The 13,126-nt window shown below is 72.2% G+C and carries 12 protein-coding genes; 2 read left to right on the top strand and 10 right to left on the bottom strand.

Annotated elements, in window-relative coordinates:
• Window positions 1-15 precede the first annotated feature (15 nt).
• The 8 genes from ACZ6YG_RS09895 to ACZ6YG_RS09860 form a co-directional block, all read right to left on the bottom strand.
• Complete coding sequence (locus ACZ6YG_RS09895; protein WP_466017703.1) at window positions 16-864, bottom strand: cupin domain-containing protein; 849 nt, start codon at window positions 862-864, stop codon at window positions 16-18.
• Window positions 861-1,859 carry a DUF6807 domain-containing protein gene (locus tag ACZ6YG_RS09890; protein ID WP_466017702.1) on the bottom strand — a complete coding sequence of 333 codons (999 nt, stop codon included), beginning with the start codon at window positions 1,857-1,859 and terminating at the stop codon, window positions 861-863. Before ACZ6YG_RS09890 ends, ACZ6YG_RS09895 begins: the two co-directional genes overlap by 4 nt.
• On the bottom strand, window positions 1,856-2,956 hold the full coding sequence (locus tag ACZ6YG_RS09885) for a Gfo/Idh/MocA family protein (protein ID WP_466017701.1): 1,101 nt from the start codon (window positions 2,954-2,956) through the stop codon (window positions 1,856-1,858). Before ACZ6YG_RS09885 ends, ACZ6YG_RS09890 begins: the two co-directional genes overlap by 4 nt.
• 240 nt (window positions 2,957-3,196) lie before the next feature.
• On the bottom strand, window positions 3,197-4,216 hold the full coding sequence (locus ACZ6YG_RS09880; RefSeq protein ID WP_466017700.1) for a LacI family DNA-binding transcriptional regulator: 1,020 nt from the start codon (window positions 4,214-4,216) through the stop codon (window positions 3,197-3,199).
• 234 nt (window positions 4,217-4,450) lie between these two features.
• Window positions 4,451-5,425, bottom strand: a complete 975-nt coding sequence (locus ACZ6YG_RS09875; RefSeq protein WP_219548519.1) for a glycine betaine ABC transporter substrate-binding protein — start codon at window positions 5,423-5,425, stop codon at window positions 4,451-4,453.
• A 68-nt stretch (window positions 5,426-5,493) separates the two neighbouring features.
• A complete protein-coding gene (locus ACZ6YG_RS09870) occupies window positions 5,494-6,261 on the bottom strand; it encodes an ABC transporter permease (protein WP_466017699.1) in 768 nt (255 codons plus the stop codon).
• Window positions 6,251-7,255: an ABC transporter ATP-binding protein gene (locus tag ACZ6YG_RS09865; protein WP_271276940.1), complete on the bottom strand. Its 1,005-nt coding sequence runs from the start codon at window positions 7,253-7,255 to the stop codon at window positions 6,251-6,253. Before ACZ6YG_RS09865 ends, ACZ6YG_RS09870 begins: the two co-directional genes overlap by 11 nt.
• Window positions 7,242-7,895 (bottom strand): ABC transporter permease, encoded by a 654-nt coding sequence (locus ACZ6YG_RS09860; protein ID WP_271276939.1) that lies wholly within the window; start codon window positions 7,893-7,895, stop codon window positions 7,242-7,244. The genes ACZ6YG_RS09865 and ACZ6YG_RS09860 overlap by 14 nt, the downstream gene beginning before the upstream one ends.
• Window positions 7,896-8,001: 106 nt before the next feature.
• Here ACZ6YG_RS09860 and ACZ6YG_RS09855 point away from each other — a divergent pair, with 106 nt between their 5' ends.
• Both ACZ6YG_RS09855 and ACZ6YG_RS09850 read left to right on the top strand, forming a co-directional pair.
• Window positions 8,002-8,787, top strand: a complete 786-nt coding sequence (locus tag ACZ6YG_RS09855) for an IclR family transcriptional regulator (protein ID WP_364228516.1) — start codon at window positions 8,002-8,004, stop codon at window positions 8,785-8,787.
• Between the two features lie 158 nt (window positions 8,788-8,945).
• On the top strand, window positions 8,946-11,210 hold the full coding sequence (locus ACZ6YG_RS09850) for a pectinesterase family protein (protein ID WP_466017698.1): 2,265 nt from the start codon (window positions 8,946-8,948) through the stop codon (window positions 11,208-11,210).
• Between the two features lie 98 nt (window positions 11,211-11,308).
• Here the strand turns inward: ACZ6YG_RS09850 and ACZ6YG_RS09845 are convergent, their stop codons facing one another.
• The gene (locus tag ACZ6YG_RS09845) at window positions 11,309-11,578 is read right to left on the bottom strand and encodes a cation:proton antiporter regulatory subunit (RefSeq protein WP_148033315.1); all 270 of its coding nucleotides are present in this window, start codon (window positions 11,576-11,578) and stop codon (window positions 11,309-11,311) included.
• Window positions 11,467-13,116, bottom strand: coding sequence for a potassium/proton antiporter (locus ACZ6YG_RS09840; protein ID WP_466017697.1), 1,650 nt, complete (start codon window positions 13,114-13,116; stop codon window positions 11,467-11,469). The genes ACZ6YG_RS09845 and ACZ6YG_RS09840 overlap by 112 nt, the downstream gene beginning before the upstream one ends.
• Window positions 13,117-13,126 lie beyond the last annotated feature (10 nt).

The raw sequence follows: 13,126 nt of genomic DNA, 5'->3' as shown, positions 1-13,126 counted from the left end.
GGCCCTTCAGACCCGTCAAGCATCACGGCCGGACGCCGGGCGCACGGGCGGATGGACGGGCGCGTGAGCGGGTGGATCGACGGGTGAGTGCGTGGGTTGAGAGACGGGTGAGTGCGCGGAGGGCTTGATGGGTGGGTGCGTGGAGGGATGGACGGGGGCGTGGACGATGGGGCGGGTGACGTCGTGGGCGCGCAGGTGGCCGCACATGCCCCAGCGCTCCTGCGGCGGCGCCTCCAGGAGCATGGCGTGCCGCAGGTGGATGCCGTCGCCTCGGCCGAGGGCGTCGAGCACCTCGGCGGTGTCCCGGGTCCCGGCGGCGACCGTGGTCTCCCAGATGCGCCGCCACCCCGCGACCTTGGGCCGGACCAGGGCGACGGCGCTGTCGTAGAAGCGCAACAGCGGCCCGTAGTCGCCGGCGCGGGCGCTCTCGGCCAGCCGGAGGAACCCCTCGACGGCGAGGTCACGCCGCCGCGCCACGGCCGCTTCCTCCCCGCCAGGGGGCAGCCCGGCCGCCTCCTGGTAGGCGTCCCGGTCGGACACCACCTCCGGCGGGAACGTCATGACGGCGTCGCCCGCCTCGGGCAGCCCGGCGTTCTGCATGACGACGACCACCTCCAGGCCGCCCCGGTTGACGGCCCGGTGGATGGTGCCCGGCGTGAACCACACGGTCGTCCCCGCGGTCAGCTCCGTTTCGCGCAGGCCGTTCATGTCGAGCGTCTGCAGCGCGCCGCGCCCGCCGGTGACGACGTAGGCCTCGGTGGAGGCGGTGTGCAAGTGAGGGGTGCCGCCTTCGAGCCCGTCGGCGCACGCGCCGGTGTAGACCGCCAGCCGGGAGACGGAGGTGCCGCCGGGGAACGCCGTCATGCGACGGCCCCGCCCGGCGGCGCCAAGGCGGCGGACACGTCGGCCGGCACATCGGCCCGCACGTCGGCCGGCACGTCGGCTGACACGTCGGCCAGCACCGCGCGGCCCCGCTCGGCCAGCAGCGCGCTGCCCTCGTCGCCCCGGTCGCCGTCGGCGATCACGACCGCGTACCGGAAGGCGAGCGTGCGGCCGTGCTCGACCCGCAGTTCCTCGCCGAAGAACGGCGCCGGGCACAGGCAGGCGAACATCTCGCTGCGGGCGAACCACCGCGGCGGGTGCTGAGGGTTGGCCGCGTCGTCCACCATGACGATCGTGGACCAGCCTCCGGTCTCGTCGTGACGCCCGCGGAACCCGAACCACTCGGCCCGCGTCCCCCGCAGCTCGTCACCGCCCGCCCCGGACGGCGACTGGATGATCCCGCCGGTGAACGAGCGCGGGCCGCGCCAGAACAGCCCGCCGTAACCGGCGTTCTCGCGTCCCTTGGTGGTCGGGGAGCCGAAGTCGAGCGGTCCGCCTGACACGTTCGTCATGGCCGTGCCGAAGACCAGCGCCCAGGCCGTCTCGTCCAGCACGGTGGCAGTGAGCGAGCGCCGCTCCTCGATCACCGGCCGCCCCGCCTGGGAGATCCAGTCGAGCCGGTGCGCCAGACCGGCGCGCCCGCCGTCCGCGCCGAGCGCGGTCATCTCGCGGTGCACGGCGCTGCCGTTGTTGTCGAGCTGTACGTAGCCGCGCCCGCGTTCGTACGTGGGCCCGCCCCAGAAGTTGTGCTCGCCCACGTGCGGCAGCGACCAAGCGATGCCCTTGTGCCAGACGTGGTCGTGCGGCCGGTAGAGCGAGACCACGTCGCCGCCCAGGGTGCGCACCGGGTGCAGGTAGGGCTTGGGCGACTCCAGGACGGGCGTGTCGGGACGGTAGACATAGGCGAACAACTCGACGTCCCCGGCCGTGACGGCGACGGATCGGCCCAGCGTGTGGACGGCCTGGAGGGCGGTCACCTGTCCGTTCCTTCCCAGGGGGCGCCGGTGCCGTCCATGCGCCGGGCGAACGGGCTGCCGGGGCCGACCTGCCCGCGCGTGATCCGCTCGCCGGTGAAGGCGGAGGCGTACAGGGCGGCCACGAACTCCATCGTCACGCGGGCGTCCGTCAGCGTGACCGGCGGCGCCTCGTCCCGGTCGAGCGCGTCGAGCACCGCCGCGAGCTGGCCGTGGTGGCCGCTGGAATCGGCGCTGCGGCCCTCGGCCGACCAGCGCTTGGTCACGTCCTCGCAGCCGGGGGCGGGGGTGACGCTCCAGTCGGCGTCGGTGTAGCCGTACAGGTGCTCCAGCTCGACGGTGGCGCGCTCGAAGTCGAAGCGGAGCACGGACGTCTCGCGCGGCGACAGCACCGAGTTGACCACCGAGGCGACCGCGCCGCTCTCGAACGTGACCATGGCCATCGACACGTCCTCGGTCTCGGTGTCGCGCGCCTGGCGGACGGCCAGGCCGCTGACCTCGCGCCATGGGCCGAGCACGGAGAACAGCAGGTCGAACTGGTGGATGCCGTGGCCCATGGTGGGGCCGCCGCCTTCCGAGGCCCAGGTGCCGCGCCAGGGGACCTCGAAGTAGGCGTCGCCGCGGTACCACTGGGTCAGGCAGGTGGCGACCAGCGGGCGGCCCAGTTCGCCGCCGGCCAGCATGCGGCGCAGGCGGGCCGCGCCGGGGCCGAAGCGGTGCTGGAAGACGGTCGCCATGTGGGCCGTCGAGCGGCTCTCGGCCTCGGCGAGCGTGTCGAGCTCGGCCAGGGAGAGGGTGGGCGGCTTCTCGACGAGCACCGTGACGCCCGCTTCGAGGCATTCGAGCGCGAGCGGGGCGTGCAGGAGGGGCGGGGTGCAGAGGTGGACCAGGTCGACCGGCTCCTCGCGGAGCAGCTCGGTCAGAGTCGTGAAGGTGCGGGGAACCTGCCAGGTGGCGGCGAAGGTCTCGGCCCTGCCCAGGTCGACGTCGACGGCCGCGACGAGGCGCGCCCGCCCGCCGGACCCGGCGACGGCCTGTGCGTGGGCGGTGGCGATCCCGCCGGTGCCGACGATCGCGGACCGGTAGCTGCGTTGAGACATGTGACCCTTCGGGGGGCGTGGGGGGCGCGCGCCGGGAAAACGCATTCCGCAGTCTGCCTTTTCCCGGACTTCACCGTCAAGGGGCTTTCAGCCGGACCGCGACGCCCGCCTAGGGGCGGGTGGAAGCCTCGGCGGGAACGGTTCCCGCGGATCAGGGGGGTTCTGCGGATGGGGTTACCGCCGGACGGCGACGCCCGGCTCAGGGCGGGTGGCGGCCTCGGCGGGAACGGTTCCCGCCGGTCAGGGGCGGGTGGTTCCGCGGATGACGAGGGTGCCCTGGACCGTCAGGTGTTCGGGTTCGGGGGTCTCCCGAAGCGCCAGGCGGATGGCTTCGGCGCCGACGTGGGCCAGCGGGAGCGCGACCGTCGTCAGCCTCGGCGTCACGTCCTCCGCGAGCTGGATGTCGTCGATGCCCGCCACCGACACCTCGGCGGGGACGGGCACCCCAACCTCGCGGAGGGCCGCCAGGGCGCCGATCGCGAGGACGTCGCTGACCGCCGCGACCGCATCCGGCGGCCCGCTCCTGATCAGCCGCCGGACCGCCGCGTACCCGCCGTCCCTGCCGGCCTCGCAGGGCACGACGCGCACCTGGCGGGCGGGCACCCCGCCCCGGCGCAGCCCCTCGGCGCAGCCCGCGACCCGGGCCGCGAAGTTCGCCCGGTCCTCGGGGCCGGCCAGGATCGCCACCCGCCGGTGGCCGGTCATGGCCAGATGGGTCCCCATCGCCCGGCCCGCGCCGTGGTCGTCGAAGGCGATCGAGTCGAACGCCCGGTCCGTCACGCCGACGATCACCACCCGTCCGCCCGCCCGCTCGTACGCGCGCAACTCGTCCGTCAGGCGGTCGCCGAGCGCGTTCTCGCGGAACCGGGAAGAGGTCAGCACGAGCGCGCGCGGCCGCAGCGCGCGCAGCAGGCGCACCGTTTCGAGCTGCCGCTCCAGGGCGCCGTGGGTGGCGGAGACGGTCACGAACACGCCGGTCATCCTGGCCTGGCGCTCCATCGCGGACACGACGACGCCCATGGCAGGGGTGGTCAGGTCGTCGGTGACGAGCGTGATCGCCTCGCTCCCCCGCCGCATGGCGCGCGCCGCCGCGTCCGCGGTGTAGCGCAGGGCCTCCGCCGCGGCCAGGACGCGCCGCTCGTACTCGGGGGCGACGGCGCGCGAGCTGCCGCCCAGCACCCGTGACGCGGTCGCCACCGAGACCCCGGCGGCCGCCGCCACGTCGCGCAGCGTGACCGTACGTCTCGCCGCGTGAGGCATCCGGCCGGCTCCCTTCTTCCGCGACGCCGACTCACGGCGGCGCGGCCGGAGCCGACGCCCATGCGGGCCGGCTCTTCCGCGACGCCGACTCACGAGGGTAAGGGATGCGCCGCGGCTCCGAAACTTTCGGAGCCGGGAGGGAACGCCGAAGGCCCGGACGCGCGCGCCCGGGCCCTTCACGGTGAGACGATCACTCGTACGACCGCCCCGCTCACGTCCGCTGCGGTCGGCCGGTCAGCTGCTGCTGCCGAGGAAGCCGTTCTGCTCCAGCCATTCGGCGGTGACCGTGCCGGGCTCCTTGCCGTCCACGTCGACCTGGGCGTTGAGCGCCTGCATGGTGGCGTCGTCCAGCTTGGCGATGACCGGGTTCAGCACCTGCTCCAGGGCCGGGTGCTTCTTGTACAGGTCGTCCTTGACGGTGACCGCGGCGTTGTAGATCGGGAAGAAGTTCTTGTCGTCCTCCAGCACGGTCAGGTCGAGCGCGGCGATGCGGCCGTCGGTGGTGAACACCTCGCCGAAGTTGCAGGTCTCGCCCTTGTCCGTCTCGGTGTAGACGACGCCGGTGTCCAGCAGCGCGATCCGGTCCTTGGGCATCTCGAAGTCGTACTTCTTGGTCAGGCCGGGCAGGCCGTCGTCGCGGGTGGAGAACTCGGTCTCGATGCACATCGTGACCTCCTCCGGCTTGGTCTTCGCCAGTTCGGCCACGTCGGAGACCGTCTTGACGCCCAGCTCCTGCGCCTTCTCCGAGCGGATGGCCAGGGCGTAGGTGTTGTTGAGCGGCGTCGGGCCGATCCAGCGGATCTGGTTCTGCTCCAGGTCGGCCTCCGCGGTGGCCTTGAACTGCTCGGCGGAGTCCTGGATCGGCTCGGTCTTCTTCAGGTGCTCGATCCAGCCGGTGCCGGAGTACTCCCAGTACAGGTCGATCTCACCGGCCTGCAGCGCCTTGCGGTTGGTGACCGTGCCGCCCAGGTTGGTCTTGTCCTCGACCTCGGCGCCGTGCGCCTTGAGCAGCTGCACGGCGATCTTGCCGAGCACGATGTTCTCGGTGAAGTCCTTGGAGCCGACGACGAACGAGGCGCCCTCCAGCTCGGTGCCTGCGCTGGACGCCTCGACGGCGCTTCCGCCGCCACCGCATCCGGCGGCCGCTGTCAGGGTCAGGGCCGCTGCTGCGAGCACGGCGAACTTGCGGCGGACGGGGCGGGAAAACACGTGAAAACACCTCTCGCGGTGGGGGTCTTACGAAAAATCGGGATTCGAGGGATGGGAAGTCGGCGGGATCACATGCCACGGGGCTTGAGCAGCTTCTCGGCGAGGCTGCCCAGCCAGTCGATGAAGAAGGCGATGCACGCGGTCAGCACGCCGCCGACGATGGTGACGGGCATCCGGTTGAGCTTGAGCCCGTTGATGATCAGTTCGCCCAGCCCGCCCGCGGCCACGAAGGCGCCGAGCGTGGCGACTCCGACGGTCAGCACCAGGGCGGTGCGCAGACCGGCGAGGATGGCGGGCACCGCGAGCTTGAGCTCGACCCGGCGCAGCACCTGGCCCTTGGTCATGCCCATGCCGCGGGCGGACTCGACGAGCGCGGGGTCGATCTGCTGCAGCCCGACCATGGTGTTGCGCAGCACCGGCAGCACGGCGTAGATGACCAGGCCGACCAGCGCCGTCTGGAAGCCCACGCCCAGCACGAACGTGGCCAGCACGAGCAGCCCGATGCACGGCACGGCCTGCCCGAGGTTGCCCGCGGTGAGGATGACCGGGGTGATGAACCGGTTCCTGGAGCGCGAGGCGACGATGCCCAGCGGGACCGCGATGATCACCACGAGGGCGGTGGCCGCCACGGTCATCTGCAGGTGCTCGACCACCTTGGCGACGATCACCTCGCGGTTGAGGCTGCGGCGCTCGATGGAGTCCAGCTCCAGCGTGCTCACCCAGGCGTAGAGGGCGACCAGGACGACGGCGATCGCGGCGGGGGTGAGCACGTGGCGCAGACCGGAAGCGCGGACGGGCGCGCCGGCCCGGCCGATGGCGATCGTGTCAGCGGTCACCGGCCGCCACCTCCTCGCGGCCGGTCTTCGCGCCGTCCGTGCCCACGGCCTCGCACAGCGCGGTGTAGGTGAGCACCCCGGACGGGGTGGCGCACCTGTCGCTGCCGTGGGCGACCATGGTGTCCAGCGCCTCGCGCAGGCTGGTGCCCGCGTCCACCCGGGGCAGCCCGTTGCTCGACGGTACGGGCCCGACGGCCGGCACGTCGTCCACCGTCAGCAGCGCCAGCCGCTTCAGCGTGGCGTCCTGGCCGATGAAGCCGGCCACGTAGTCGTCGGCGGGCGCGGCCAGGATGTTGGCGGGCGTGTCGTACTGGGCGATGTGCGAGCGCTCGCGCAGCACCGCGATGCGGTCGCCGAGCGTGATCGCCTCCTCGAAGTCGTGCGTGACGAAGATGATCGTCTTGCGCAGCTTCTTCTGCAGCTTGGCGAACTCGCTCTGCAGGTGCTCGCGGGTGATCGGGTCGGTGGCGCCGAAGGGCTCGTCCATCAGCATCACCGGCGGGTCGGCGGCCAGCGCGCGGGCCACGCCGACCCGCTGCTGCTGCCCTCCGGACAGCTGACGCGGGTAGCGGTCGTGGTACGCGCCGGGCTCCAGGTTGACCAGCGAGAGCAGCTCCTCGACCCGGTCCGCGACCTTGGCCGCGGGCCAGCCGAGCAGCTTGGGCACCAGGGCCACGTTCTCGCCCACGGTCAGGTGGGGGAACAGCCCCACCTGCTGGATGGCGTACCCGATGTGCCGGCGCAGCTCGTCGGGGTGCAGGTTGAGCACGTCCTCGCCGCCGATGCGGATCTCCCCGGAGGTGGGCTCCACCAGCCGGTTGATCATCTTCATCGTGGTGGTCTTGCCGCAGCCGGACGGCCCGACGAAGACGACCAGCTCACCGGCCGGGATGTCGAGGTTGACGTTGTCGACCGCTGGAGCCGGCTGCCCCGGGTAGTGCTTGGTCAGCCCCCGCAACTCGATGCGGACGCCTGCTGGATCACGGTCGAACACGAAGCCCCCTTGGGGTGGTCAGCTGGCGGACGGCGAAGAAGAACGCGTCGAAGAGCACCGCGATGACCACGATGCCGAGCGTTCCGGCGAGCGTCGCGTTCAGCGAGTTCACCGAGCCGAGCCTGGCCAGTCCTTCGAAGATCTGGGTGCCGAGGCCGGGGCCGTCGACGTAGGCGGCGATGGCCGCGATGCCGATGAGCATCTGGGCCGAGACCCGGACGCCGGTCAGGATCAGCGGCCAGGCCAGCGGGAGCCGCACCTTCAGCAGCACCCTCGCGGCGCTCAGGCCCATCCCGCGGCCCGCCTCGACGGTGGCGGCGTCGACGCCGTTCAGCCCGGTCACCGTGTTCCTGATGATCGGCAGGAAGGCGTACCCGGTGAGCGCGACGAGCGTGGGCCCCCAGCCGAGTCCGGTGATCGGGATGAGCAGAGTGAGCAGTGCCAGCGAGGGGATGGTGAGGATGCCCGCGGACAGCGCCAGCGAGGCTCCGCGCACCTTGGGCGCCTGGAAACCGAGGAGTCCGATGCCGACGCCCACCACGGTCGCGATGCCGATCGCGATGGCGACGACCAGGGCGTGTTCGGCAGCGGCCAGCGAGAGAGTCCCCCATCGAGAGACCACGTACTCGCCGAAAGTCATGAAAGAACCGCCTTCGCTTACTCTTGCACTGGCATGTAAACGTATGACCGTGTTGCGGTGATTGCAAAATCTGTTGCACTTAGCGCAACACCATTGTTATGAACGGATGAGCATGACCGAGAGGCCGGCAGTGTCGTCGGCGGGTCTCCGCCGAGACCTGGAGATCCTTGACGTTCTCGCTGGTCACGGCGCTGAACGTGACGCCGAGGGATTCGGCGTGAGCTGGATCGCGCAACGCCTGGGGCGGGAGAAGAGCCAGGTGTCACGGGCGCTGCGCGCGCTGGAGGCCGAGGGCATGGTCGAACGCGACCCGCTGACCCGGCGCTACCGGCTCGGCTGGCGGCTGTTCGCGCTCGCGGCCCGCACCCAGCAGGCCCGGCTGGCGCAGGTGGCCGCGCCGTGCCTGCGGCGGCTGGCGTCCACCTTCGACGAGGACACCCACCTGTGCGTGCTCCGCGGCGAGCAGGTGCTCACCCTGCTGTCGGCCCCCTCGTCACGGGCGTACCACCGGGTCTGGGAAGGCGTCGCGGTGCCGGTTCTCATGGCGGGCGCGGGGCGGGCGCTGCTCGCCGACTGGCACCAGGACCACGTGCGCGAGCTGCTGCGCGCCTCCCTGCCGGGCGGCCTGGACTCGGCGATCGCCGACGAGGAGCAGTGGCTCGCCGACCTGGCGCACGTCCGGGAGTTCGGGTACGTGGTGAGCGCGGTCGAGCTGGACGACCTCCCCGGGGGCATCACGGCCCCGGTGCGCGACCACCGCCGCCTCATCGTCGCGGCCATCAGCATGTCGCTGACCCGCGTGCCCCCGGAGTCGCGCCTGGAGGAGATGGGCAAGGTGGTGGCGGAGTCGGCCCAGGAGCTGTCCGCCGCCCTCGGTTACCCGCGGCCCTAGCGTCACCGGCCCCCGCGTCCGCGCGGGGGCCTTTGTTCTACCAGAGCTGCAACCGCTTGCCGCAGCAACAGTGCAGTTTTACTAGGAACCATTGACGTTTCAGGAGAGCTACGTCAACGTTTCGTGCAACCGATTGCCACCCTCACGAGAGGTTGCGCATGCGACTTCTGTCACTCCCCCCGGTGATCGCCGTCATGATCATCGCGGCGGCCGCCCCCGCCGCCGCCGCTCCCCCGCCCAGGAGCGTCATCGTGGTCGCCGCCGACGGCTCCGGCGATCACACCACCGTGCAGGACGCCGTGGACGCCGTGCCCTCCGGCAACGCCAGGCCGGTGACCGTCCTCGTCCGCGAGGGCACCTACAAGCAGCAGGTCGTCATCCCCGCCGACAAGCCGCACATCACCCTCGCCGGAGACACCGACGACCCCGCCAAGGTGGTGCTGACCTTCGACGCCGCCGCCACGATCCAGCGGCCCGACGGCTCCGGGCCGTACGGCACCTCGGGCAGCGCCTCGTACGTGATCAGCGCGCCCGACTTCACCGCCCGCGACCTCACGTTCGAGAACTCCTACGACGAGGCCGCGAACGGGCCCAGCCAGGCCGTCGCCGTCCGCACCACCGGCGACCGGCAGGTGTACGACAACGTCCGGTTCATCGGCAACCAGGACACGCTCTACGCCAACACCGAGAGCGCGGGCGCGACCGCCCGGCAGTACTTCCACGACTGCTACGTCGAAGGCGACGTGGACTTCATCTTCGGCCGGGCCACCGCCGTCTTCGACCGGTGCGTCATCAAGGCCCTGGACCGGGGCGACGCCGCCAACAACGGCTACGTCACCGCCGCGAGCACCGAGGTGGCCAACCCGTACGGGTTCCTGATCCACCGCAGCCACCTGGTCAGCGACGCACCCGCCGGGACGTACCACCTGGGCCGGCCGTGGCCGGCGGGCGGGTCGCCGACGGCGCGCGGGCAGGTGCTGGTCCGCGAGTCGTGGCTGGGCCAGCAGTTCAAGGACGCCCCGTGGACCGACATGTCGGGCCTGAGCTGGCGGGACGCGCGCCTGTCCGAGTACCGCAACCACGGCCCCGGCGCCACCGCCGGCGAGGACCGGCCGCAGCTCTCCGCCCGGGACGCCGCCCGCCTCACCCCTCACCACTACCTGAAGGGCCGCGACGGCTGGAACCCCGTCCGGCACCACCACGACCGGCCCGACCCGTACCGGCTGGGCCGCGAGACGCTCGGCGAGAAGGACGGCTGGGCGGCGGCCGGCACCGGCACCACGGGCGGTTCCGCCGCCCGCCCGGAGGACGTGCACGTCGTCTCCACCAGGGCCGGGCTGATCGCCGCGCTCGGCGAGCCGGCCGACAACCGGCCGCGGATCGTGTACGTGAAGGGCGCGATAGACGCCGACACCGACGCCGCGGGCAACCCGCTGACCTGCGCGGACTACGCCGTCGGCGGCTACAGCCTGGAGGCGTACCTGGCCGCCTACGACCCGGCCGTGTGGGGCCGATCCAGCCCGCCGTCAGGGCCGCTGGAGGACGCGCGCCGCGCCTCGTACAACGCCATGAGCGAGCACGTGAGCATCGCGGTCGGCTCCAACGTCACCCTGGCCGGCCTGGGGCGCGACGCCGCGCTGAAGAGCTTCGGCCTGCGGATCAGGAACGCCGACAACGTGATCGTGCGCAACCTCACGATCAGCGACACGGCCGACTGCTTCCCGCAGTGGGACCCGACGGACGGCGAGGAGGGCAACTGGAACGCCTCCTTCGACAACGTCGAGATCTCCGGCTCGACCCACGTGTGGCTGGACCACAACACGCTGAACGACGGCGACAACCCGGACGCGAACCAGCCGCTCCACTTCGGCCGGCCGTACCAGGTGCACGACGGGCTGCTCGACGTGGTGCGCGGCTCGAACTACGTGACCCTGTCGTGGAACCACCTGAGCGACCACGACAAGGTGACGCTGATCGGCAACACCGACAACCCCGCTTCGTACCAGGAGGCGGACAAGCTGAAGGTGACCGTGCACCACAACTACTTCGAAGGGCTCGGCCAGCGGACCCCGCGGGTGCGCTTCGGCCAGGTGCACGTCTACAACAACTACTTCACGGGCGGCGGCCCGTACGTGTACAGCATCGGGGTCGGCTTCCAGTCGCAGGTGTACGCGAACGCCAACGCGTTCGACGGCATCGCCGCCGAGAAGGTGCTGACCGTGTTCAAGGGCACCGCGATCACCGCGAAGGACAACCTGGTCGACGGCCGGCCGGTCGATCTGGTCGCCGCCCACAACGCCGCCACCGGCGCGAGCCTCGGCGGTGACGCCGGCTGGACGCCGGCCCTGCACACCCGCGTCCACCCGCCGCGGGCGCTGCGCGCCCTGGTTCCCGCCGGCGCGGGCGCGGGACGCATCCGCTGAAACCTGCCACGCGCCGGTCCGCGTGACCGGCCGCGCAGCGGATGCGCGGCCGGGAGGGCCCGCCTGACCCGGGCCCTCCCGGCCGGCCCCGGCCGCCGTCAGCGGCCGGCGGTCAGCTCCGCCAGGCGGCGCTCGATCGCGGCCAGCCGGTCGTCGAGCGACCGGCTGTGCAGCAGCTCGGCGAGCCGGTCGGCTTCGTCGGGCTCCAGCTCGGCCGTGCGGCCGACGTCGTCGGAGTCGTCCTCGCCGTAGAAGGTCAGCGCGCGTCGGCCGTCGTGGTAATCGATGAAGGCGAGCCGGTCACCTCTTCTGGTTCTGATCTGGTAAATGTGGCCGGTTCCGGGGACCGTCGCCGGTGTGATCTCCATCTCCCTCTGCCTCCGTTGTTCTTGTGGGGTCGGTCGGGTCTGGGGTCCGGGTCGCCGCTCTCGCCGTGCCAGCGGGCCAGCCGGCCGCGGCGGCCGACGGCTCGCAGGCGCCGCTCGACCTCGTCGCGGGTGCGGGAGGTGGCGACGATCAGCAGCTGGTCGCCCTCGTACAGACGGGATTCCGGCATGGGCACGAGCGCGGAGCTGCCGCGGATGACCAGGCTGATGGCCGCCGGACGGGGCAGACGCAGCTCCGACACCTCCACCCCGTGCAGCATCGATCCTTCGGGGACGGAGACCGTGAGCAGCTCGGCGTCGAGCACGTCGAGCGGCGCCGACTCGATGTCCACCTCCCGGGCCTCCTCGGGCCTGACCAGGCCGAGCAGGCGGGTGATCCCGAGCAGGCCGGGCCCCTGGATCAGGGTGAACACCACGACCAGCACGAAGACGATGTGCAGCAGGTCGAGCGCGCCGGGCACCTGGGCCACGATCGGGAACGTCGTCAGCACGATCGGCACCGCCCCGCGCAGCCCCGCCCAGGAGATGAACGCCTGCTCGCGCCAGGGCACCCGGAACGGCACCAGGCACAGGAGCACCGAGACCGGCCGGGCCACCAGCAGCAGGAAGGCGCCGATGACCAGCGCCGGCAGCAGCGCGTCGAGCAGCTCGCTCGGGTCGACCAGCAGGCCGAGCATGACGAACAGCCCGATCTGCGCGAGCCAGCCCGCGCCCTCGGCGAAGGACCGGGTGGCGGCCCGGTGCGGCAGCACGGCGTTGCCGAGCACGATCCCCGACAGGTAGGCGGCGATGATGCCGGAGGCGTTGGCCGCGCCCGCCGCGGCGAAGGCGCAGATGCCGAAACCGAAGGAGGCCAGCGGGTACAGCCCGGTGGCGGGCAGCGCCACGTAGCGCAGCGTCACCACGCCGACCAGGGCCACGCCCAGACCGATGAGCGCGCCCGTGGTGATCTGATAGACCATCTGCCCGCCGATGGTGAACGGGCCGGGCAGTCCACCGGAGGCGCTGAAGACCAGCACCAGGATCACGGTGGGCGCGTCGTTGAAGCCGGACTCGGCCTCGACCATGCTGGCCAGCTTGCGCGGCAACGGCAGCGACCGCAGCACGGCGAAGACCGCCGCCGCGTCGGTGGACGACACGATGGCGCCGAGCAGCAGCGCGAGCTGCCAGTCCATGCCCAGCAGGTAGTGCGCGCCCGTGGCGGTCACGAGCACGCTGATGACCACGCCGGCGGTGGCCAGCATGGCCGAGGGGGCGAGCAGCCGGCGGACGTCGGCCCACCGGGTGCTCAGCCCGCCCTCGACCAGGATGACGGCCAGCGCCGTCGTTCCCAGCGTCTGGGCGAGCTGGGCGTCGTCGAAGGGGATGCCCAGCACGTCCTCGCCGACCAGGACGCCCAGCCCGAGGAACAGCAGGAGGCTGGGCAGGCCGAGCCGGGCGGCGGTGCGCGCCGCGGCGATGCTGGCGAGCAGCACCAGGCCGCCCACCAGCAACACCACGTACAGCTGCGGCAACGTCATCGTCGCCCCT

The sequence above is a fragment of the Nonomuraea sp. NPDC054003 genome, from assembly GCF_055585125.1.
The sequence above is the reverse complement of the archived record's forward strand: the minus strand, read 5'-3'. Positions and strand labels throughout refer to the sequence as shown.

Excerpts from the sequence above, each read along its gene's own strand:
- ACZ6YG_RS09880 (WP_466017700.1), bottom strand. The coding sequence starts at position 4,216 with ATGCCTCACGCGGCGAGACGTACGGTCACGCTGCGCGACGTGGCGGCG.
- ACZ6YG_RS09840 (WP_466017697.1), bottom strand. The coding sequence starts at position 13,116 with ATGACGTTGCCGCAGCTGTACGTGGTGTTGCTGGTGGGCGGCCTGGTG.
- ACZ6YG_RS09850 (WP_466017698.1), top strand. The coding sequence starts at position 8,946 with ATGCGACTTCTGTCACTCCCCCCGGTGATCGCCGTCATGATCATCGCG.
- ACZ6YG_RS09895 (WP_466017703.1), bottom strand. The coding sequence starts at position 864 with ATGACGGCGTTCCCCGGCGGCACCTCCGTCTCCCGGCTGGCGGTCTAC.
- ACZ6YG_RS09860 (WP_271276939.1), bottom strand. The coding sequence starts at position 7,895 with ATGACTTTCGGCGAGTACGTGGTCTCTCGATGGGGGACTCTCTCGCTG.
- ACZ6YG_RS09845 (WP_148033315.1), bottom strand. The coding sequence starts at position 11,578 with ATGGAGATCACACCGGCGACGGTCCCCGGAACCGGCCACATTTACCAG.
- ACZ6YG_RS09855 (WP_364228516.1), top strand. The coding sequence starts at position 8,002 with ATGAGCATGACCGAGAGGCCGGCAGTGTCGTCGGCGGGTCTCCGCCGA.
- ACZ6YG_RS09885 (WP_466017701.1), bottom strand. The coding sequence starts at position 2,956 with ATGTCTCAACGCAGCTACCGGTCCGCGATCGTCGGCACCGGCGGGATC.